This window comes from Rheinheimera mangrovi (genome assembly GCF_003990335.1).
Classification (GTDB): domain Bacteria; phylum Pseudomonadota; class Gammaproteobacteria; order Enterobacterales; family Alteromonadaceae; genus Pararheinheimera; species Pararheinheimera mangrovi.
This window is the reverse complement of record NZ_CP034683.1, coordinates 3,349,090-3,369,911: the sequence shown is the minus strand read 5'-3', so window position 1 is coordinate 3,369,911 and position 20,822 is coordinate 3,349,090. Positions and strand designations below refer to the sequence as shown.

The 20,822-nt window shown below is 46.9% G+C and carries 18 protein-coding genes; 14 read left to right on the top strand and 4 right to left on the bottom strand.

Going from position 1 to position 20,822, the window contains the following annotated elements; translation table 11 throughout:
- The first annotated feature begins 4 nt into the window (after positions 1–4).
- A complete protein-coding gene (locus EK374_RS15230; protein ID WP_127025365.1) occupies positions 5–877 on the top strand; it encodes an isocitrate lyase/PEP mutase family protein in 873 nt (290 codons plus the stop codon).
- 4 nt (positions 878–881) lie between these two features.
- Here the strand turns inward: EK374_RS15230 and EK374_RS15225 are convergent, their stop codons facing one another.
- The gene (locus tag EK374_RS15225; RefSeq protein ID WP_127025363.1) at positions 882–1,583 is read right to left on the bottom strand and encodes a Crp/Fnr family transcriptional regulator; all 702 of its coding nucleotides are present in this window, start codon (positions 1,581–1,583) and stop codon (positions 882–884) included.
- A 336-nt stretch (positions 1,584–1,919) separates the two neighbouring features.
- On the opposite strand from EK374_RS15225, the gene EK374_RS15220 reads away from it, so the two are divergent.
- Both EK374_RS15220 and EK374_RS15215 read left to right on the top strand, forming a co-directional pair.
- On the top strand, positions 1,920–2,672 hold the full coding sequence (locus EK374_RS15220; protein ID WP_127025361.1) for an electron transfer flavoprotein subunit beta/FixA family protein: 753 nt from the start codon (positions 1,920–1,922) through the stop codon (positions 2,670–2,672).
- Entirely contained in the window at positions 2,669–3,601 is a 933-nt protein-coding gene (locus tag EK374_RS15215) for an electron transfer flavoprotein subunit alpha/FixB family protein (protein ID WP_127025359.1), read from the top strand. The genes EK374_RS15220 and EK374_RS15215 overlap by 4 nt, the downstream gene beginning before the upstream one ends.
- 71 nt (positions 3,602–3,672) lie before the next feature.
- Here the strand turns inward: EK374_RS15215 and luxS are convergent, their stop codons facing one another.
- Positions 3,673–4,182 (bottom strand): S-ribosylhomocysteine lyase, encoded by a 510-nt coding sequence (gene luxS / locus EK374_RS15210; RefSeq protein WP_127025357.1) that lies wholly within the window; start codon positions 4,180–4,182, stop codon positions 3,673–3,675.
- A gap of 255 nt (positions 4,183–4,437) precedes the next feature.
- Here luxS and dnaK point away from each other — a divergent pair, with 255 nt between their 5' ends.
- The 3 genes from dnaK (at position 4,438) to EK374_RS15195 (ending at position 8,527) form a co-directional block, all read left to right on the top strand.
- Entirely contained in the window at positions 4,438–6,345 is a 1,908-nt protein-coding gene (dnaK, locus tag EK374_RS15205; RefSeq protein WP_127025354.1) for a molecular chaperone DnaK, read from the top strand.
- A gap of 100 nt (positions 6,346–6,445) precedes the next feature.
- A complete protein-coding gene (gene dnaJ / locus EK374_RS15200) occupies positions 6,446–7,576 on the top strand; it encodes a molecular chaperone DnaJ (RefSeq protein ID WP_127025353.1) in 1,131 nt (376 codons plus the stop codon).
- 144 nt (positions 7,577–7,720) lie between these two features.
- Entirely contained in the window at positions 7,721–8,527 is an 807-nt protein-coding gene (locus EK374_RS15195; RefSeq protein ID WP_127025351.1) for a M48 family metallopeptidase, read from the top strand.
- Between the two features lie 97 nt (positions 8,528–8,624).
- Here EK374_RS15195 and EK374_RS15190 read toward each other — a convergent pair whose 3' ends face one another.
- A complete protein-coding gene (locus EK374_RS15190; protein WP_127025349.1) occupies positions 8,625–9,944 on the bottom strand; it encodes a Na+/H+ antiporter NhaC family protein in 1,320 nt (439 codons plus the stop codon).
- A 285-nt stretch (positions 9,945–10,229) separates the two neighbouring features.
- Here EK374_RS15190 and EK374_RS15185 point away from each other — a divergent pair, with 285 nt between their 5' ends.
- The 6 genes from EK374_RS15185 (at position 10,230) to EK374_RS15160 (ending at position 17,808) form a co-directional block, all read left to right on the top strand.
- Positions 10,230–11,384 carry an iron-containing alcohol dehydrogenase gene (locus tag EK374_RS15185; RefSeq protein WP_127025348.1) on the top strand — a complete coding sequence of 385 codons (1,155 nt, stop codon included), beginning with the start codon at positions 10,230–10,232 and terminating at the stop codon, positions 11,382–11,384.
- Positions 11,385–11,471: 87 nt separating this feature from the next.
- Positions 11,472–12,281 carry a 4-hydroxy-tetrahydrodipicolinate reductase gene (dapB, locus tag EK374_RS15180; protein WP_127025346.1) on the top strand — a complete coding sequence of 270 codons (810 nt, stop codon included), beginning with the start codon at positions 11,472–11,474 and terminating at the stop codon, positions 12,279–12,281.
- Positions 12,282–12,477: 196 nt separating this feature from the next.
- A complete protein-coding gene (carA, locus tag EK374_RS15175; RefSeq protein WP_127025344.1) occupies positions 12,478–13,608 on the top strand; it encodes a glutamine-hydrolyzing carbamoyl-phosphate synthase small subunit in 1,131 nt (376 codons plus the stop codon).
- 27 nt (positions 13,609–13,635) lie between these two features.
- The gene (gene carB, locus EK374_RS15170) at positions 13,636–16,857 is read left to right on the top strand and encodes a carbamoyl-phosphate synthase large subunit (RefSeq protein ID WP_127025342.1); all 3,222 of its coding nucleotides are present in this window, start codon (positions 13,636–13,638) and stop codon (positions 16,855–16,857) included.
- Positions 16,854–17,330, top strand: a complete 477-nt coding sequence (gene greA, locus EK374_RS15165; protein ID WP_127025340.1) for a transcription elongation factor GreA — start codon at positions 16,854–16,856, stop codon at positions 17,328–17,330. The genes carB and greA overlap by 4 nt, the downstream gene beginning before the upstream one ends.
- 67 nt (positions 17,331–17,397) lie before the next feature.
- On the top strand, positions 17,398–17,808 hold the full coding sequence (locus EK374_RS15160; RefSeq protein ID WP_127025338.1) for a hypothetical protein: 411 nt from the start codon (positions 17,398–17,400) through the stop codon (positions 17,806–17,808).
- Here EK374_RS15160 and yhbY read toward each other — a convergent pair.
- Positions 17,805–18,101, bottom strand: a complete 297-nt coding sequence (gene yhbY / locus EK374_RS15155; protein WP_008900389.1) for a ribosome assembly RNA-binding protein YhbY — start codon at positions 18,099–18,101, stop codon at positions 17,805–17,807. The two genes, EK374_RS15160 and yhbY, sit on opposite strands and share 4 nt — an antisense overlap.
- A gap of 84 nt (positions 18,102–18,185) precedes the next feature.
- Here yhbY and rlmE point away from each other — a divergent pair, with 84 nt between their 5' ends.
- Together rlmE and ftsH are read left to right on the top strand one after the other, a co-directional pair.
- Complete coding sequence (gene rlmE, locus EK374_RS15150; RefSeq protein WP_127025337.1) at positions 18,186–18,815, top strand: 23S rRNA (uridine(2552)-2'-O)-methyltransferase RlmE; 630 nt, start codon at positions 18,186–18,188, stop codon at positions 18,813–18,815.
- Positions 18,816–18,895: 80 nt separating this feature from the next.
- On the top strand, positions 18,896–20,806 hold the full coding sequence (gene ftsH / locus EK374_RS15145; RefSeq protein ID WP_206099218.1) for an ATP-dependent zinc metalloprotease FtsH: 1,911 nt from the start codon (positions 18,896–18,898) through the stop codon (positions 20,804–20,806).
- Positions 20,807–20,822: the final 16 nt, after the last annotated feature.

The following is a 20,822-nucleotide window of genomic DNA, read 5'->3' as shown; positions in this document are numbered from 1 at the left end:
CGCCATGTCTGTATCCCTGAAGCAGTTGTTGCAGAGTGAGCATCTGCTGAAAGTCCCTGGTATTTATGACGGACTGTCGGCGCAACTGGTGCAACAGGCTGGTTTTAGTGCGGCTTTTGTCTCAGGCGCCTGTGTATCCTTTAGCCGCTTGGGTAAACCCGATTTGGGATTAGTGGATTTAGCTGAGCTAACGCTCTGTGTCGGCCAGATCCGCGAAGTGGTCAATTTGCCGCTGATTGTCGATATGGATACCGGCTTTGGCAATGCGCTCAATACCCAAAGGTCAGTCAAAGTGCTGGAGCGCGCTGGCGCTCAGGCACTGCAGATTGAAGATCAGTTGATGCCCAAACGCTGTGGTCATATGAAAGGCAAGCAGGTGATCCCGGCCAGCGAAATGGTGGGTAAATTAAAAGCGGCACTGGATGCCAGATGCAGTGAAGAAACCTTGATTTTCGCCCGCACTGATGCACTGGGTGTGAACGGATTTGAGGATGCGCTTGAGCGTGCTGAGCAGTATCTGGCGACAGGGGTCGACGCGATTTTTATCGAAGCGCCACAGACACTGGCACAGATGCAACAAATCAGCCGTCAGTTTGCCGGCCGTATCCCGCTTATTCATAACCTGGTTGAAGGCGGTAACAGTCCTGTGCACAGCGGCGGGCAATTAGCTGAGTTGGGCTACCGTATTGCACTTTATCCGGCCGCTTTACTGAATAGTTTTATCCCACGTGCTGAACAGCTGTTGGCTCATATTGCCCATCAGGGCGAGACACACTCCTTAAAGGCAGAGATGATTGATTTGCATGGTATCAATCAGCGGTTGCGGGCGGATGATTTTTTACAACAGGCCAGCCGCTATAGCGAAGGCCTGTTGTAACAGCTTAAATATCAGCAAATTCCTTCAGTGCTGCACTGTCCAGCACTGTGATTTTGTAGTTGTTTTCGATATTAATGATGCCTTGTTTCTTCAGGTGGCTAAAACCACGGCTGGTGGTTTCCAGCGACATCCCTAAATAATCGGCTATGTCCTGCCTGCCCATGGGCAGGAAAAAGCGATTGGTGCCATGGCCGATACGGTGCGCCATATCGAGAATAAGATGCGCCAGCCGCTGATGTGCCGTTTTCTGCCCCATAATAAACATCTGATCCAAAATGTAATGCAGCACGTGGGTGGTAAATTGGTGAAAGCGTTTGGCAATAGTGGGGTAGCGATCAAAGATGCTTTGAATAATCTTCTTATTCATTTTTATCACAGTGACATTATTCAGTGCCTTAGCGCTAAAACTGTAGACAGAAAATTCAGACAAACCTAACAGATTGCCGGTGAATAAAAAGGCAAACACATGACGAACGCCTTTGCTGGTTGAACGCTCCAACATAATGGCACCGGAAATCGCCACATATACATAATCGCTCGGATCGCCTTCCTTAAAAATGTAACTGCCTTCGCGCACCGTCACTTCCTGTGCACATTGCGACAGTTCGTCGAGGAACAGCTGATCGCCGTCCACTTCATATAAGTTTTTGCCAAAAAGTGAAGCTAGTGAGGTTTTTATCGAAACCTTGGAAGTGTCCAGTGTCATTACTACCTGTTCCTCAAAATGTCATCCGTATTGAAACGACTGCGGCTTTTTCGTTAACTCTATGCTTGCCAGTGTATGCTGAAATTGTCCAGACAATTTGACAAAAAGCAAAGAAAAACAGCAGGGGGCTAAACTATGCAGTAGCCCAACCTCTGAAAATGCGTCGGTAGAAAACAACATTGAAGTGAGGGCTGTTGTTTTGCCATTGCACTTGATAAAAGGCAAAAGCCTCGGGTCCTGGGTTTGCAATGCAGCAGGGCCAACTATACGCTGCCAGCTAAAGTTGTCCGTACATATTTTGACAAGCAGCACAAACAACAGCTGGCAGGGGGAAAGATGAAAATACTGGTCCCGGTAAAACGGGTAATAGACTACAACGTAAAAGTTAAAGTGAAGTCGGATGGCAGTGGTGTGGATTTAACCAACGTTAAAATGGCGCTGAATCCATTTTGTGAAATCGCCATCGAAGAGGCAGTACGCTTAAAAGAAGCTGGCACTGCAACTGAAGTGGTGGTGGTCAGTATTGGCAGCAATGCAGCGCAAGAGCAGCTGCGTACCGCTCTGGCTTTAGGGGCTGATCGCGCAATTTTGCTTGAATCTGAGTTGGTGCTTGATTCACTGCAAGTGGCGAAATTAATCGCCAAAGTGGTTGAAACCGAGCAGCCGCAACTGGTAATCATCGGCAAACAGGCGATCGATTCTGACAACAACCAAACAGGCCAGATGCTAGCTGCTTTAACTGGTATGGGCCAGGGTACCTTTGCGTCAAAGCTGGTGATGAATGCGAACTGCGTACAAGTGACCCGTGAAATCGATGGTGGCTTGCAAACCGTTGAGCTGAGCCTGCCTGCTGTGGTCAGCACTGACTTGCGCTTAAACGAGCCGCGTTATGCCTCCTTACCCAATATTATGAAAGCTAAGAAAAAGCCGCTGGAGATTAAAGCCGCTGACAGCATGGGCGTGCTGCTTAAGTCAAATATCAGCACACTGAATGTCAGTGCGCCGGGCAGCCGCAGCGCTGGCGTGATACTGGGATCCGTCGCTGAACTGGTCAGCAAATTAAAACAAGAAGCCAAGGTGATAGCATGACAGCCTTAGTAATAGCAGAACACACGAACAGCCAATTAAAAGCCGACACCCACAAAGCGGTGCAAGCAGCTCTGTTAACGGGAAATGAAGTCGACCTGTTGGTAGCTGGTGCCAACTGTGACGCTGTAGCTCAGGCCGCAGCCAAACTCAGTGGGGTGCGTAAAGTACTGATAGCGGATCACAGGGTCTATCAACATCAATTGGCAGAAAATGTTGCAGCTTTAGTGGTTGAGTTGGCGGCCGCTTACAGTCATATACTCGCGCCTGCGACCAGCCATGGTAAAAACCTGTTGCCTCGGGTAGCCGCCTTACTGGACGTTGGCCAGCTGTCTGACATTATCTCGGTAGAAAGCGCAGACACCTTTGTGCGGCCTGTCTATGCAGGTAACGCCATCGCCAGAGTGCAATCAAGCGATGCGGTCAAAGTGATCACAGTGCGCAGCGCCGCTTTTACTGCAGTTGAAGAAAATGGCAATGCGACAATAGATGTATTGAGCATAGCCAAAGATGCTGGCGTATCGCGTTTTATCAGCGAAAGCCTGACCCAATCTGAGCGGCCAGAACTGACGGCTGCCAGAGTGGTTATTTCCGGTGGACGTGGTATGCAAAATGGCGATAACTTCAAGTTACTCGAAGGCATTGCTGACAAACTGGGGGCTGCTATTGGAGCCTCCAGAGCTGCAGTGGATGCGGGTTTTGTGCCCAACGATATGCAGGTGGGACAAACCGGTAAAATTGTTGCGCCGGATTTATATATAGCGGTAGGGATCTCTGGAGCTATTCAGCATTTAGCGGGGATGAAGGATTCCAAAGTGATAGTGGCTATCAACAAAGATCCGGAAGCACCGATTTTTCAGATTGCAGATTATGGCGTAGTGGGGGATTTATTCAGCCTGCTGCCAGAGTTAGAAGCAGCATTGGCCTTATAGGTTTTTGTGCAGAATTGAATAGTGTAGTCAGTAGAGAGTCAGGCCCTTGAGCCTGACTGCTTCAATCCATCTTAGCTGTTTTTCAAAAACTCAGCGGACAGCTTTAATTCGTCGTTTAAATTCACACCTACACCACGGCTGATGATGTTCTGGGCAATTTCTTTGGCTTCAGCTAAAGAATGCATCTGGGCTGTGCCACATTGATAAATGTTCAGCTCAGGAATTTCAGACTGGTTTTGTACTGTCAGCACATCGGCCATAGCGGCTTTCCATGCTGCTGCCACACGCTGCTCGTCCGGTGTACCAATCAGGCTCATATAAAAACCTGTGCGACAGCCCATTGGGGAAATATCGATAATTTCTACGCCATCGCCATTTAAATGATCACGCATAAAACCGGCAAATAAATGCTCCAGTGTATGAATGCCTTTTTCTGACAGGATTTCTTCGTTAGGCACGCAAAAACGTAAATCAAATACAGTGATGTCATCACCTTTGGGTGTATTCATTTTTTTAGCCACGCGCACAGCAGGTGCTTTCATAATGGTGTGGTCAACGGTAAAGCTATCTAATAAAGGCATGATCTTTCTCTCTGTTCAGGCTCATAGTCTGGTAATTAAGCAGGATTATACGCCGCAATTGCTTTTTGGGTTAAATGCTTTTCTGTTCTATCGCCTTAGTTTCGGCGCTAATCAGTGGCTGAACCCGCCTTTTTGCTCATTTATCGCACAAACGATAAATTTTTTTAAAAAAATAACCTTGAATCGAATAGGGGTAAACCCCATTAACTGGTCAACACAATTTTAATTGTACAGATTAATAAGCGGAGAGTAGTTATGGGTAGAATTATTGGTATTGACTTAGGTACAACAAACAGCTGTGTGGCTATTTTAGATGGCGACCAGCCACGCGTTCTTGAAAACGCTGAAGGTACCAGAACCACTCCTTCCATCATCGCTTATGCTGAAGACGGCGAAGTATTAGTTGGCCAGCCAGCCAAACGTCAGGCTGTGACTAACCCAAAAAATACTTTGTTCGCAATTAAGCGTTTGATTGGTCGTCGTTTTGAAGATGCTGAAGTTCAGCGTGACATCAAAATCATGCCTTACCAGATTGTTAAGGCTGATAATGGTGACGCCTGGGTTGAAGTTAAAGGCAAAAAATTAGCTGCACCACAGATTTCTGCGGAAGTGCTGAAAAAAATGAAGAAAACTGCTGAAGATTATCTGGGCGAGCCAGTGACTGAAGCGGTAATCACTGTTCCTGCTTACTTCAACGATGCGCAACGTCAGGCGACAAAAGATGCCGGCCGTATCGCTGGTTTAGAAGTAAGACGTATCATCAACGAGCCAACAGCAGCAGCGCTGGCTTATGGTATGGATAAGAAAAAAGGCGACACCAAAGTTGCAGTCTATGACTTAGGTGGTGGTACTTTCGATATCTCTATCATTGAAATCGACGATGTAGATGGCGAACAGACCTTCGAAGTATTAGCAACCAACGGTGACACTCACTTAGGTGGTGAAGACTTTGACTCTCGTGTGATCAACTATTTAGTAGACGAGTTCAAAAAAGAGCAGGGCATTGACCTGCGTAACGATCCACTGGCGATGCAGCGTTTAAAAGAAGCTGGCGAAAAAGCTAAGATCGAACTGTCTTCTGCTTCTCAGACTGAAGTGAACCTGCCGTATATCACTGCAGATGCCACTGGTCCTAAGCACTTAAACATCAAAGTAACCCGCGCTAAGCTGGAATCTTTGGTAGACGATTTAATTCAGCGCACTATCGAGCCGCTGAAACAGGCACTAAAAGATGCTGACCTGTCTGTAAGTGATATCAACGATATCATTCTGGTAGGTGGTCAGACTCGTATGCCTAAAGTTCAGGAAGCGGTAACAGCCTTCTTCGGTAAAGAGCCACGTAAAGACGTGAACCCTGACGAAGCTGTAGCTGTGGGTGCAGCGATCCAGGGCGCTGTATTATCAGGTGACGTGACTGACGTTCTGTTGTTAGACGTAACTCCATTGTCTTTAGGTATCGAGACTATGGGTAGCGTGATGACAGCCTTGATTGAGAAGAACACCACTATCCCAACCAAGAAGTCACAAACTTTCTCTACTGCGGATGACAACCAGTCTGCTGTAACTATCCATGTGCTGCAAGGTGAGCGTAAGCAAGCGTCTGCCAACAAGTCACTGGGTCAGTTCAACTTAGAAGGTATTCGTCCGGCTCGTCGTGGTGAGCCACAAATCGAAGTTACTTTCGACTTAGACGCCGACGGTATTCTGCATGTGTCTGCTAAAGACAAAGACACAGGTAAAGAGCAGAAGATCACTATCAAAGCTTCTTCAGGCTTATCAGATGAAGAAGTGGAACGTATGGTGCGTGACGCTGAACTGAATGCTGAAGAAGACAAAAAGTTTGAAGAATTAGTGCAAACCCGTAACCAGGCAGACGCTTTAGTGCATGCAACCCGCAAGCAAATTGAAGAAGCTGGTAACGACTTAGCCACTAACGACAAACAAGAGATTGAAGCTGCTGTTGCTGCGCTGGAAACTGCCATCAAAGCAAACGATAAAGCTGAGATCGAAGCTAAGACTCAGGCTCTGATCCAGGCTTCTCAGAAACTGTCTGAAGTAGCTCAGGCGAAAGCGCAACAAGGTGGCGCTGAACCTCAAGCACGCAATGCTGCTGGTGATGACGTCGTCGACGCTGAGTTCGAAGAAGTTAAAGACAACAAATAATCATTGTGTCTGTGGGGTCGCCTCTTTAAGATGCGCCCCATACCAGAGTTAATTTGAGCGGCCGCCTTGTGCGGTCGCTCCTCTATCAAGATGAGTTGTTATGTCGAAGCGTGATTATTACGAAGTGCTTGGCGTCGAAAAAGGCGCTGACGATAAAGAAATCAAAAAGGCCTATAAACGGCTCGCCATGAAATATCACCCGGATCGAACTCAGGGTGATAAAGCTATGGAAGAGAAGTTTAAAGAAGTGCAAGAAGCCTATGAGATCCTGTCGGATGACCAGAAGCGCGCTGCGTATGATAACTATGGTCACGCTGGTGTGGATCCAAACCGTGGCGGCGGTGGCGGTGGTGCCGACTTTAACGACATTTTCGGTGACGTTTTTGGTGACATCTTTGGTGGTGGCCGTCGTGGTGGCGGGCAATCCCGTGCCCAACGTGGTTCAGACTTACGCTACAACCTGGAGTTAAATCTCGAGGATGCTGTACGGGGTAAGTCGGTTGAAATTAAAGTGCCAACCTGGGTGTCCTGTGATGTCTGTGATGGTTCAGGCGCGAAAAAAGGCACTCAAGCCAAATCCTGTCCAACCTGTCATGGAGCTGGACAAGTCACTATGCGTCAGGGCTTTTTTGCTGTGCAGCAAACCTGTCCGACTTGTAGTGGTCGCGGCAAAATTATCCCGGACCCATGTACTAAATGTCATGGCGATGGCCGCGTAGAAAAGACCAAAACACTGTCGGTGAAAATCCCGGCTGGCGTGGATACAGGTGACCGTATCCGATTAGCAGGTGAAGGTGAAGCTGGGCAGTTTGGTGCACCGGCTGGTGACTTGTATGTACAGGTGCATGTCAAAGAGCACCCTATCTTTGTGCGTGATGGCAACAACTTGTATTGCGATGTACCCATCAGTTTCAGTACTGCTGCTTTAGGTGGTGAAATTGACGTACCAACTTTAGATGGTAGAGTCAAGCTGAAGATCCCTGCTGAAACCCAAACTGACAAAATGTTCCGTCTGCGCGGTAAAGGTGTGCAGTCGGTCCGTGGTGGCGGTGTAGGTGATTTGGTCTGTAAAGTGGTGGTGGAAACCCCTGTCAACTTAAGCGACAAGCAAAAAGACTTGATGCGACAGCTGGATGAAAGCTGGGCTGGAGACAGTGAAGCTAAACACAGACCTAAGTCAAAAGGCTTCTTTGATGGTGTGAAAAAGTTTTTTGATGATTTAACCGGCTAACATCTGTTTTCTGCAGATACTGAATGAAAACCACCTGCCGGTGGTTTTCTTTTTTCAGATGCCGCACAATAACTGAACTTATTGGAGCTTTTATAGTTCTATTAGCTGCCGTTTCAAGTACGAAAAGAAAAGAAGGATCATTTGATGCGTACTAAGTTAGTGCTTCCCTTGCTAATTGCCAGTGTCTTAATCGCCAGTTGCACTCATTCACCTACTGGTCGTCGCCAGCTGATGTTATTTGATGACCAAAAACTCAGCGCTATGGGTATTCAGACCTTTGAAGGCATGAAAGCTGAAACCCCGATCAGTAAAAATAAAAAAGTGAATCAGTATGTGCAGTGCGTCGCCAATACCCTGCTCAAACATACCGATGCCAAGTGGCAACAAACCCCCTGGGAAATAGTGGTGTTTGAAGATGATCAGGTCAATGCTTTTGCTTTACCTGGCGGCAAAATGGGCGTGTATACCGGGCTTTTGCTAGTGGCTGATAACCAATCGCAACTGGCGGCTGTCATAGGTCATGAAATTGCCCACGTCATGGCTGGACACAGCAACGAGCGTTTATCCAGCGACCAGTTTATTTCTACCGCATTAACAGTGGCTGACAGCGCATTAACTGTTGCTGGTACGCCTTATCAGCAACAAATGAAGACTGCCTTTGGCTTAGGCGCTCAAGTGGGTATAGCACTGCCATTTAGCAGAGCTCATGAAACCGAAGCCGATATTATGGGGCTGGAGCTGATGGCTAAGTCAGGTTTTGTACCTACGGAATCTGTGAAGTTATGGCAGAACATGGCGGCGAAAGGAAGTGGTTCAACGCCACAGCTGTTATCCAGCCACCCTGTGCCGGACAACAGAATAAAAGAGTTAAATAAGCATATGACGGTGGCAGAAGGCTATTACCAGCAGCGCCGCAGTCAGGGGGCCTTGCCGAATTGTAGTAAAACTTAAAATTCAAATAACCGGGCCAGCTTAATGCTGGCCCGATTTTTTACATTTTGCTGTCCAGCAAAATGCTTGCCGAGGACATCATCGCCTCATATAGACGTTAAACATCGCTCCGGTCGATTTTTTCTACCAAAATGCGTGCAATGGCAAAGACCGCAAGTATTAAGCAATAGTAGCTGTTGGTGACCACATCCCATGGAGACAGGCCAAAGCTGGCACCTAATAATAACGCCTGAGCGCCATAAGGCACTAAGCCTTGTGCTATACAGGCAAATACATCCAATAAGCTGGCGCTGCGTTTAGGCGTGATTTGGTGATGCACAGCTATATCTTTACTGACATCGCCTGTGACGACTATGGCGACAGTGTTATTGGCAATACACAGGTTACTGACAAAAGCCAGAGCGGCGATAGCCAGTTGTTGAGCTTTATTGCCGGCCAATTTCAGTTTTAAAGCCAATGCCGTCACATGGCTGGACAAATACTGCAAACCCCCTTGTTGTTTGACAAATTCACCCAAAGCGCCCACCAACATCGACAGCAGGAAAATCTCCTGCATTGAGCCAAAACCTTTATAAATGTCTTTACCCAGGTTTGCCAGTTGATAGTCGGCCAATACGGCCCCTTGCAATGCGGCTAACACTATGCCCAGAAGCAGAACAGCAAATACGTTCATCCCCGCCACAGCCAGAATAAGAATAGCGGCATAAGGTAAAACTCCTGTCCAGCTAAAGTCTTTGACTGTTACTTGAACCAGGCTTTGCGCTAAAACAGCAAATAAGGCCAGTGTCAGCACTGCAGCAGGTAGGGCTATTTTCAGGTTTTCTCTGAATTTGTCTTTCATTTCCGCACCCTGAGTGCGGGTGGAGGCTATGGTGGTATCAGATATGATAGACAGGTTATCGCCAAAAATTGCACCACTTAACAGTACCCCTGCCACTAAAGCGGGCTCTAACTGCGCTTGCGTGCTTAAACCCACTGCTATTGGGGCTAAAGCACCTATAGTCCCCATCGAAGTACCCATAGCCGTCGCCACTATGGCTGAAATTACAAATAAGCCGGGTAATAAAAATTCGGCTGGAACTAAGGATAAACCTGCATTAACCACAGCGTCTACGCCGCCCGTTGCCTGAGCTACAGTAGCAAAAGCACCTGCCAGCAGGTAAATGATACACATAGTAATAATATTGCTATTACCAGCACCTCGTACCAGAACGTCAATAGATTCGGTCAAGGGGGCCTTATAAAGCCAAATTGCCAACACCAGAGCGGGAATAATAGCCACAGGCCCAGGTAACTGATAAAAGGCATAATCAACCCCTTGCGACTGCAGATAAAGTCCTGTGCCTAAGAACAAGGCAACAAATAGCAGCAAGGGCAGCAAGGATAAACGTGCTTGCTGTTTTTGCGATAACGTCATGAGTTTTCCTCTAAACCTGAAAGGTTTTAAAATTTTCCGGAATATAGAGACGTCCAGAAGTCCTGTCAAATATTAAAGCCGACTAAGCTATAGCCAAACTAATAAAAATGATTGCATCGGATCACAAGTTTCATAACAAACATGGAGCCTAAATGACTTAAAATCAGCCTAACCGAATTCAGGCGTTTTGCCTACGGTAGAAGAAAAAACCAAAAGCAGCTTGAACTTAGTGCCTTTTAGGCCCATATCCATCCATGAATTTTTGTTTCACTCACCGGAGCTACTATGTTTAACTTTTCTTACCAGAATCCAACCCGAATTGTGTTTGGTGATGGCCAAATTAGCCAGTTGAGCCAGTTGATCCCAACAGGAAGTAAAGTACTACTGACCTATGGTGGTGGTTCTATTAAGCAAAACGGTGTGTATCAACAGGTGACAGATGCGCTGAAAGGGCACAGTTATCTGGAGTTCTCTGGTATTGAACCTAATCCAAGTTACGAAACCTTAAGCAAAGCTGTTGCTTTAGTGAAAGCGGAAAAAATTGATTTTATATTAGCTGTAGGCGGTGGCTCTGTCGTGGATGGCAGCAAATACATCGCAGCAGCTGCACTGCTGGAGCAAGATGGCTGGGCCATTTTAGAAAATAAAGTACGAATTAAAGCAGCATTGCCTCTGGGCTGTGTGCTGACCTTGCCAGCGACTGGTACAGAAAGTAATGCCAATGCGGTGATTACCCGCCAAAGCACTCAGCAAAAGTTGGCATTTTCACACCCAGCAGTCTATCCGCAGTTCGCTGTTCTTGATCCAAAAGTCACCTACAGCTTACCAGCTAAACAAATTTCCAATGGCGTAGTGGATGCTTTTGTCCATGTCATGGAGCAATACCTGACTTATCCGGTCAATGCTGCTGTGCAGGACAGATTTGCCGAATCTATTTTACAAGTGCTGATAGAAGAGGGGCCCAAGGCCTTAAATGAGCCAGAAAATTATGATGTCAGGGCTAATGTGATGTGGGCAGCCACTATGGCTCTGAACGGTTTGATTGGTGTTGGAGTGCCGCAAGACTGGGCGACTCACGGCTTAGGTCATCAGCTGACTGCATTATACGGCTTAGATCATGCTCAAACTTTGGCTGTAGTGCTGCCGGCCTTAATGCAGCAGCAACGCGCCACCAAACGTGACAAATTGCTGCAGTACGCCGGCAGAGTCTGGGGTTTGCAGCAGCAGGATCCTGAGCGCCAAATTGATGAAGCCATCCATCATACCCGTGCCTTTTTTGAGCAAATGGGGGTGCCAACCCGCTTGACCGCTTATGGACTGCCAGCCTCTTCAGTGGACGAGCTGATGGCCAAAGTGATGAGCCAAGGTATGGATAAGCTGGGTGAGCATGGCGATATCGACTATAGTGCCAGCCGGGCCATTTTTACCGCAGCGGTATAAAAGAGCACGGCAGTTTGGGGTTGCATATCGCTCCCGACTGCCGTTTAATAGCGCCCGAATCAACCTAGCCAGTCACAGGAACAATAGATGAGTACAGTAGGTATCTTAGGTGCAAACGGCCGTATGGGCAGAGCTTTGGTCAGTGTAGCTAAAGAGCACCAATTGCCAATCACTGCTGCTACTGTGCGCGCCGGTTCAGCTTTAACAGGCATGGATGCAGGTGAATTGGCCGGTTGTGGCAAATTGAACCTACCTTTTATAGAAACCTCTGTAGCTGCTTTTGATTCAGCTGACATTTGGATTGATTTTACTATGCCAGACGCCATGCTACAGCATCTGGAGCTGGCGGTGCAGGCCAAAAAAGCGTTGGTGATTGGTGTGACTGGCCTCACAGATAGTCAATATGCTGCAGTACAACAAGCCTCCCAGTCTATTCCCATCGTTTGGGCGCCTAATATGAGTGTCGGCGTTAACTTATTACTGCATTTGGTAGAAACTGCAGCTAAGGTAATGGGGCACACCGCTGATATTGAAATTATTGAAGCGCATCACAGATTTAAAAAAGATTCACCTTCAGGCACAGCTATGGCTATAGGCCATCAAATTGCCAAAGCTTTGGATCGTAATCTCTCCGATGTTGCTGTCTATGGCCGTGAAGGCATGATGGGCGAGCGTGATCAAAAGACCATTGGTTTTGCGACGGTCAGAGGCGGTGACATTATTGGTGACCACACTGCACTCTTTGCGGATTTGGGAGAACGGCTGGAAATAACCCATAAAGCTTCCAGTCGCAGTACTTTTGCACAAGGTGCATGGCGAGCAGCACTTTGGTTGCAAAATAAACAGCCAGGACTTTATTCTATGCAACAAGTGCTGGGTTTGGCCGACTTAGCTTAACTTTTTGAGCAATATGTTATAAAAATGCGATCAAAGCGTCATTTTTATAAAATATCAAAAAAGAGTTAGACCAAATAGCTCAAATCGCCTAGAATAGTCAGGTTTGCCTAAGCAAACGTGGATACAAAAATTCTGGGTCAAAACGGGTGGTGAACAACAATGTTTTTCCCCCGTTTTCTGCTGTTTGGAGGTTATTTTGACTAAGTCCGCCCTGCTCGTACTGGAAGACGGCACCGTATTTCGCGGTACAGCCATTGGCGCTGAAGGTATTTCTGTTGGAGAGGTGGTATTTAATACCTCGATGACCGGGTATCAGGAAATCCTCACGGATCCTTCCTATGCTGAACAAATCGTCACTCTGACATATCCTCATATTGGAAATACCGGCACAAACGATGAAGATGAGGAATCTGATAAAATCTGGGCCAAAGGCCTGATTATCCGTGACCTTCCTTTGTTAGCCAGCAATTTCCGTAATCAAGCCTCTCTTAGTCATTATCTTAGCTCCCGCAATATTTTAGGCATCGCCGATATAGATACCCGTAAGCTGACCCGTATTTTGCGTGAAAAAGGCGCACAAAACGGCTGCTTAATGGCTGGTGATAACTTAGACGAAAACAAAGCTTTAGAACTGGCTCGTGCTTTCCCTGGTTTGTCCGGTATGGACTTAGCCAAAGAAGTTTCAGTGAAAGAGTCCTATCAATGGACTGAAGGCAGCTGGACTTTAGGTCAGGGCTTCGCTAAACCAGATAATTCAGCCTTTCATGTAGTTGCCTACGATTTTGGTGTGAAACGTAATATTTTACGCATGTTGGCCGACCGCGGTTGTCGTTTAACTGTAGTTCCGGCTCAAACTTCTGCTGAAGAAGTATTAGCACTGAACCCTGACGGTATTTTCTTATCCAACGGTCCTGGTGACCCGGCTCCTTGTGATTACGCCATCAAAGCCATCGAAACTTTCCTGACCACTGATATTCCAGTGTTTGGTATTTGTTTAGGCCACCAGTTACTGGCGTTAGCCAGCGGTGCCAAAACGATTAAAATGACAGTAGGTCACCATGGTGGTAACCATCCGGTGAAAAATCTGAATACAAACAAGGTGTTAATCACAGCGCAGAACCACGGTTTTGCTGTAGAAGAAGCCACTTTACCTGCCAATTTACGTGCCACTCACAAGTCGTTGTTTGATGGTACCTTGCAGGGCATTCACCGTACCGATAAACCAGCCTTCAGCTTCCAGGGCCACCCTGAAGCCAGCCCTGGTCCACACGAAGCCAGTGAATTGTTTGACCACTTTATCGAATTGATGCAACAGCGTCAGGCTTAATTGAGATAAGAGAGACAGAGAATAGCTATGCCAAAACGTACCGATCTTAAAAGTATTCTTATCCTCGGCGCCGGTCCTATTGTGATTGGTCAGGCTTGTGAGTTCGATTATTCAGGTGCTCAAGCCTGTAAAGCATTAAAAGAAGAGGGTTACCGTGTCATTCTGGTGAACTCTAACCCTGCCACTATCATGACAGACCCGGAAATGGCCGATGCAACCTACATCGAACCTATCCACTGGCAAGTGGTAGAAAAAATCATTGAAAAAGAACGTCCATGTGCAGTGTTACCGACCATGGGCGGTCAGACCGCATTAAACTGTGCGCTGGATTTAGAGCGTCATGGTGTGCTGGCAAAATACAATGTCGAAATGATTGGCGCTACCGCTGACGCCATCGACAAAGCAGAAGACCGCAGCCGTTTTGACAAAGCAATGCGTTCCATTGGTCTGGCTTGCCCGCGCGCAGGTCTGGCTCATTCGATGGAAGAAGCCTATGAAGTACTGGAAAAAATTGGTTTCCCGTGCATTATTCGTCCGTCATTCACTATGGGTGGTTCAGGTGGCGGTATTGCTTACAACCGCGAAGAATTTGAAGAAATCTGTACCCGTGGTCTGGATCTGTCACCAACCAAAGAGCTGCTGATTGATGAGTCTCTGATCGGTTGGAAAGAATACGAGATGGAAGTGGTCCGTGATAAAAACGACAACTGCATCATCGTCTGTTCTATCGAAAACTTCGACCCTATGGGTGTGCATACCGGTGACTCTATCACTGTAGCGCCAGCTCAGACCTTAACGGATAAAGAATACCAAATCATGCGTAACGCCTCTTTGGCAGTGTTGCGTGAAATTGGTGTGGAAACCGGCGGTTCAAACGTGCAGTTTGGTATTAATCCTGAAGACGGCCGTATGGTCATCATAGAGATGAACCCTCGTGTATCACGCTCTTCAGCTTTAGCTTCTAAAGCCACAGGTTTCCCTATTGCTAAAGTGGCAGCCAAACTGGCTTGTGGTTACACACTGGATGAACTGGCCAACGATATTACTGGCGGCAAAACACCTGCGTCGTTTGAACCAAGCATCGACTACGTTGTGACCAAAGTGCCACGTTTTAACTTCGAAAAATTTGCTGGTGCCAATGACCGCTTAACCACTCAGATGAAGTCTGTGGGTGAAGTGATGGCGATTGGCCGTAACCAGCAGGAATCGCTGCAAAAAGCTTTACGTGGTCTGGAAATTGGTGTTTGTGGTTTAGATCCAATCATTGACATTCAAGCTCCGGAAGCCAAAGAGAAAATCATTCGAGAACTGCGTGAACCTGGTTCACACCGTATTTGGTACATAGCAGATGCCTTCCGTATGGGCATGAGCATGGATGAAATCTATGCGCTGACCAAAATTGATCACTGGTTCCTGATCCAGATTGAAGATCTGCTGAAAGAAGAAGCAGCTGTGCAGGCTGCTGGTTTTGCCGGTTTAGATGAAAAACGCTTAAAAGTATTAAAGCGTAAAGGTTTCGCTGATAAACGTCTGGCTGATTTGTTAGGCGTGGCAGAAGGTGAAGTCCGTAAAAAACGTCACAGCTTCGGTCTGCATCCAGTGTACAAGCGGGTGGATACCTGTGCTGCTGAGTTTTCATCTAACACAGCTTATATGTACAGCACTTATGATGAAGAATGTGAAGCTGCACCAAGCAATCGTGACAAGATCATGATTATTGGTGGTGGTCCAAACCGCATAGGTCAGGGTATCGAATTTGACTACTGCTGTGTGCACGCTGCGCTGGCCTTACGTGAAGACGGTTACGAGACTATTATGGTCAACTGTAACCCAGAAACCGTATCTACAGACTATGACACTTCCGATCGTCTGTACTTTGAATCTATTACGCTGGAAGACGTGCTGGAGATTGTCCGTAAAGAACAGCCAAAAGGCGTTATTGTTCAGTACGGCGGTCAGACACCATTAAAATTAGCCCGTGCTTTAGAAGCGAATGGAGTGCCAATTATTGGTACTTCACCCGATGCCATTGACCGTGCAGAAGACCGTGAGCGTTTCCAGCAGGCCGTTGAACGTTTAGGTTTAAAACAGCCACAAAACGCTACAGTCACCAGTCTGGAAGAAGCTATTGCCAAAGCACCGGCCATTGGTTACCCAATGGTAGTACGTCCATCTTATGTATTAGGTGGCCGCGCCATGGAAATTGTCTATGACGATCAGGACCTGCGCCGTTATATGACGGAAGCGGTCAGTGTGTCGAACGACTCTCCGGTACTGCTGGACCGTTTCCTTGATGACGCCATTGAAGTGGATATCGACGCCATTTGTGACGGAAAAGAAGTCATCATCGGCGGCATTATGGAACACATTGAGCAAGCCGGCGTGCACTCAGGCGACTCAGCCTGTTCTTTACCACCACACAGCTTATCTGTTGATGTACAGGACAGAATGCGTGAGCAGGTGAAAAAGTTGGCGCTGGAGCTGGGTGTGGTCGGCTTAATGAACACTCAGTTTGCTGTCAAAGATAACGAAATTTATCTGATTGAAGTGAACCCTCGTGCAGCCCGTACTGTGCCATTTGTATCAAAAGCTACAGGTGTGGCCGTGGCTAAAGTGGGCGCCCGTTGTATGGCTGGCCAGTCTTTAGCATCGCAAGGTATTACTAAAGAAATCATCCCGCCTTATTTCTCTGTGAAAGAAGTTGTGATCCCGTTTAACAAATTCCCGGGCGTAGATCCAATCCTTGGACCTGAAATGCGTTCAACAGGTGAAGTGATGGGCGTGGGTGATACCTTTGCTGAAGCTTTCGCCAAAGCAGAGTTAGGTGCTGGCACTGTGATCCCAACAGGTGGTCGTGCTTTACTTTCAGTGCGTGACAGCGATAAAGTGCGCGTTGTTGAATTGGCCAGAACTATGGTTGAGCTTGGTTTCGAGCTGGATGCAACTGGTGGTACTGCCAAAGCTTTAGAAGCAGCAGGCATTGAATGCCGTACTGTCAGTAAAGTGTTTGAGGGCCGTCCGCATATTCTGGACCGTATTAAAAACGGCGAATACAGCTATATCGTCAACACCACAGAAGGTCGTCAGGCTATTGAAGACTCTAAAGTGTTACGTCGTGGCGCGCTGCAACATAAAGCCAACTACACCACAACTTTAAATGCAGCTTTTGCAACCTGTAAGGCGAATGCGGCCAATGCCTTTGCCACTGTTGCATCAGTGCAGGAATTACATAAGAGAGTAAACGGATGAGTCAAATCCCTATGACTGTTGAAGGCGCCCAACGCTTGCGTGACGAGCTGCATGAGCTGAAGACAGTAAGACGCCCGGCTATCATTCAAGCGATAGCCGAAGCGCGTGAGCATGGTGATTTAAAAGAGAATGCGGAATACCACGCAGCCCGTGAACAACAGGGCTTTTGTGAAGGCCGCATTCAGGATATCGAAGCCAAGTTGTCCAATGCGCAGATCATTGATATCACTAAACTGCCTAATAATGGCAAAGTGATTTTTGGTGCCACTGTAACCATTCTGAACCTGGATACGGAAGAGGAAGTTACCTACCGTATTGTGGGTGATGATGAAGCGGATATTAAAAACTTCAGGATTTCGGTGAATTCGCCTATAGCCCGCGGTTTAATTGGTAAAGAAGAAGAAGATGTGGTCACTATCAATACCCCAGCCGGTATGGTGGAGTTTGAGATCACTCAAGTACAGTATTTATAAGCTGTATAGCTAAGAAAAAGGCGGCTTAGGCCGCCTTTTTATTCTCAATAATCCAGAGCTGATAGAAATGCAAAGAGGCCAGACAAAAGCTTATCAACTGAAACTGATAGACCAGGTGCTATGGGTTCAGGTTTTTGGTGTATCTACGTTATTGGGAACTGAAGAATACATCAGAGACTTCAGAGCTTTGGTTGTTCCTGTTACCGCGAAACCTTGGGCCATTGTGTTAGATATAAGAAAGTGGCAAGCGAGTCCTGCACAATCTTTTGAGTTACTCAAACAGAATTCTGTTTGGGCAATTGCCAACAATTTGCATCATGTGGAATTGTTGTTACCAGCAGATGAAATGCTGACCTGGCAGTATTTAAAAGCGACTGAAGTGGAGAAACCAGCCTATTTGACCAGACATATTGCAGAGGATGAAGAGTCGGCCCGCATGTTTTTGCAGGCCGCAGGTTACTTAAAAGGCGCTGATTAACCTTTTGGAATATGTAACTTTTTCTCTTTGGCAGCGCGGTAGATCACCAGAATATGGCCAATCACCTGCACTTTTTGTGCTTTGGCTTCGCGCACTATAGCGTCCATGATAGCGACTTTTTCTTCGCGATCGATGCTTGGAACTTTCACTTTGATCAGTTCATGGTGCTCTAACGCCAAATCGATTTCGGCCATAACGCCTTCAGTTAATCCGTTACCACCCAACAGAATGGTTGGTTTTAACTCGTGTGCTTTGGCTTTTAAAAACTGTTTTTGTTTATTACTAAGGTTCATATGTGTAGATTTTCCGTGTTGGAAAGCTTGAAATTACACTATTGTACCGCCATCTTGCTATGAAGACTATTTAAGAGTACTCAGATGACAAAGAAAAAACGTTCCGCCAGCTCGTCTCGCTGGTTACAGGAACACGTAAGCGACCCTTTTGTGCAAAAAGCACAAAAATTAGGGCTACGTTCCCGGGCTGCTTTTAAGCTGGATGAAATTCAGGATAAAGATAAACTGATCAAAACAGGCATGACGGTCGTAGATCTAGGGTCAGCACCTGGCAGTTGGTCGGCGCGAGCTGCAGAATTAGTAGGTCAGTCAGGTTGTGTTGTGGCTTGTGATATTCTGCCGATGGACCCTTTAGCCGGTGTGGCTTTTTTGCAGGGGGACTTTCGCGAAGACGCTGTATTAAACGCCTTGTTAGAGCGTATCGGTGGTCGTAATGTGGATGTGGTATTGTCCGATATGGCACCCAATATGAGTGGTAACAGCACAGTGGATCAATCCAGAAGTATGTATCTGGTCGAACTGGCGCTGGAAATGTGTAACAACGTATTGAAGAAAAATGGCAGTTTTGTTGTCAAAGTATTTCATGGTGAAGGCTTCGAGGCCTTTGTGCAACAGGTTCGCAGCGTATTCACCACTGTACGGATCCGTAAACCAGATTCGTCCCGGGCACGTTCCAGTGAGACATATATCGTGGCGACAGGCTTTAAAGTCTAGTAAAGTAGCGGTAGGTTTAGCGTATCGTAACCGTTTTTTGTAACTATTTTCGTAACTGAGAGGTTCTCACCTTGAGTGACATGGCAAAAAATCTCATCGTATGGCTGGTTATCGCCGTTGTATTGATGTCGGTATTTAATAGTTTTGGTCCTGCTGATAAAGCAGATAAGCAAATGAGTTATACCCAGTTTCTGAAAGAAGCCAATCAGGGCCAGATCCGCGAGGTGAAGGAACAAAATGGTGTGATCACTGGTGTAAAGCGTTCTGGCGACCGTTTTGAAACTGTGATCCCAACTGGCTACGATCCAAAGCTGATTGATGACATGTACAAAAATGACATCACCTTCTCTGGTACCGCACCTGAGAGTCCAAGCATGCTGGGGCAGATTTTTATCTCCTGGTTCCCAATGCTTTTACTCATAGGTGTCTGGATTTTCTTTATGCGCCAGATGCAGGGTGGTGGTGGCAAAGGCGCTATGTCCTTTGGTAAGAGCCGTGCCCGTTTAATGGGCGAAGATCAAATCAAAACGACTTTTGCTGACGTTGCAGGTTGTGACGAAGCCAAAGAAGAAGTGACTGAGCTGGTGGATTATTTGAAAGACCCATCACGTTTCCAGAAGCTGGGCGGCAAAATACCAAAAGGTATTTTAATGGTTGGCCCACCAGGTACAGGTAAAACTCTGTTAGCTAAGGCTATTGCCGGTGAAGCTAAAGTGCCGTTTTTTGCTATCTCTGGTTCTGACTTTGTGGAAATGTTTGTAGGTGTCGGCGCCAGTCGGGTACGTGACATGTTCGAGCAAGCGAAAAAAGCTGCTCCTTGCATTATCTTTATCGACGAAATTGACGCCGTTGGCCGTCAACGTGGCGCAGGTTTAGGCGGTGGTCATGACGAGCGTGAACAAACCTTAAACCAGATGCTGGTGGAAATGGATGGTTTTGATGGCAATGAAGGCATCATCATTATCGCTGCTACCAACAGACCAGATGTATTAGATGCTGCTTTATTAAGACCGGGCCGTTTTGACCGTCAGGTAGTCGTAGGTTTACCTGATGTACGCGGTCGTGAACAAATTCTTAAAGTGCATATGCGTAAAGTGCCGTTAGGTGACGATGTCAAAGCCAGCGTGATCGCTCGTGGTACTCCTGGGTTCTCTGGTGCCGATTTAGCCAACTTGGTGAACGAAGCTGCATTGTTTGCCGCCCGCGGTAATAACCGTGTTGTTGGTATGGAAGAGTTTGAAAAAGCTAAAGATAAAATCATGATGGGCGCAGAGCGTCGTTCTATGGTGATGTCGGAAGCTGAAAAAGAAATGACGGCTTATCACGAAGCAGGACACGCTATTGTAGGTTGTTTGGTGCCGGAGCATGACCCTGTGCACAAAGTGACTATTATTCCTCGTGGCCGTGCTTTAGGTGTGACTTTCTTCTTACCGGAAGCCGATGCCACCAGCATCAGCCGTCGTAAACTGGAAAGTAAAATTTCGGTGGCTTACGGTGGTCGTCTGGCAGAAGAGTTGATCTACGGTGGTGATGCTGTATCAACAGGTGCTTCGCAAGACATCAAATACGCTACCTCTATAGCACGTAACATGGTGACGCAGTGGGGCTTCTCGGACAAATTAGGTCCGCTGTTGTATGCCGAAGAAGAAGGCGAAGTATTCTTGGGCCGCAGTATGGGCAAAGCGAAGAATATGTCTGATGAAACGGCCAGCATTATTGATTCTGAGATCAAAGCTATTATCGATCGTAACTACAACAGAGCAAAAACTCTGATTGAAGAAAACATGGATATTTTGCATGCGATGAAAGAAGCGCTGATGTTGTATGAAACTATTGATTCCAGACAAATTGATGACCTGATGAATCGTCGCACCGTTCGCCAGCCTGAAAACTGGGAACCAAAAGACAAAAATAAAGGCTCTAACAGCGGTGATACTAAGCCTGTTGATGTTGTGAGTCCGTCAGAGCCATCCACAGAAAACCCTCTGTAAAGTTCAATTCTGACTA

What these genes read in the sequence shown, in the direction of transcription:
- EK374_RS15195 (WP_127025351.1), top strand. Translation starts at nt 7,721, where the DNA reads ATGCGTACTAAGTTAGTGCTTCCCTTGCTAATTGCCAGTGTCTTAATC.
- yhbY (WP_008900389.1), bottom strand. Translation starts at nt 18,101, where the DNA reads ATGAACCTTAGTAATAAACAAAAACAGTTTTTAAAAGCCAAAGCACAC.
- greA (WP_127025340.1), top strand. Translation starts at nt 16,854, where the DNA reads ATGAGTCAAATCCCTATGACTGTTGAAGGCGCCCAACGCTTGCGTGAC.
- carB (WP_127025342.1), top strand. Translation starts at nt 13,636, where the DNA reads ATGCCAAAACGTACCGATCTTAAAAGTATTCTTATCCTCGGCGCCGGT.
- dnaK (WP_127025354.1), top strand. Translation starts at nt 4,438, where the DNA reads ATGGGTAGAATTATTGGTATTGACTTAGGTACAACAAACAGCTGTGTG.
- EK374_RS15190 (WP_127025349.1), bottom strand. Translation starts at nt 9,944, where the DNA reads ATGACGTTATCGCAAAAACAGCAAGCACGTTTATCCTTGCTGCCCTTG.
- EK374_RS15220 (WP_127025361.1), top strand. Translation starts at nt 1,920, where the DNA reads ATGAAAATACTGGTCCCGGTAAAACGGGTAATAGACTACAACGTAAAA.
- rlmE (WP_127025337.1), top strand. Translation starts at nt 18,186, where the DNA reads ATGACAAAGAAAAAACGTTCCGCCAGCTCGTCTCGCTGGTTACAGGAA.
- EK374_RS15185 (WP_127025348.1), top strand. Translation starts at nt 10,230, where the DNA reads ATGTTTAACTTTTCTTACCAGAATCCAACCCGAATTGTGTTTGGTGAT.
- EK374_RS15225 (WP_127025363.1), bottom strand. Translation starts at nt 1,583, where the DNA reads ATGACACTGGACACTTCCAAGGTTTCGATAAAAACCTCACTAGCTTCA.
- EK374_RS15160 (WP_127025338.1), top strand. Translation starts at nt 17,398, where the DNA reads ATGCAAAGAGGCCAGACAAAAGCTTATCAACTGAAACTGATAGACCAG.
- EK374_RS15215 (WP_127025359.1), top strand. Translation starts at nt 2,669, where the DNA reads ATGACAGCCTTAGTAATAGCAGAACACACGAACAGCCAATTAAAAGCC.
- EK374_RS15230 (WP_127025365.1), top strand. Translation starts at nt 5, where the DNA reads ATGTCTGTATCCCTGAAGCAGTTGTTGCAGAGTGAGCATCTGCTGAAA.
- luxS (WP_127025357.1), bottom strand. Translation starts at nt 4,182, where the DNA reads ATGCCTTTATTAGATAGCTTTACCGTTGACCACACCATTATGAAAGCA.
- dapB (WP_127025346.1), top strand. Translation starts at nt 11,472, where the DNA reads ATGAGTACAGTAGGTATCTTAGGTGCAAACGGCCGTATGGGCAGAGCT.
- dnaJ (WP_127025353.1), top strand. Translation starts at nt 6,446, where the DNA reads ATGTCGAAGCGTGATTATTACGAAGTGCTTGGCGTCGAAAAAGGCGCT.
- ftsH (WP_206099218.1), top strand. Translation starts at nt 18,896, where the DNA reads ATGGCAAAAAATCTCATCGTATGGCTGGTTATCGCCGTTGTATTGATG.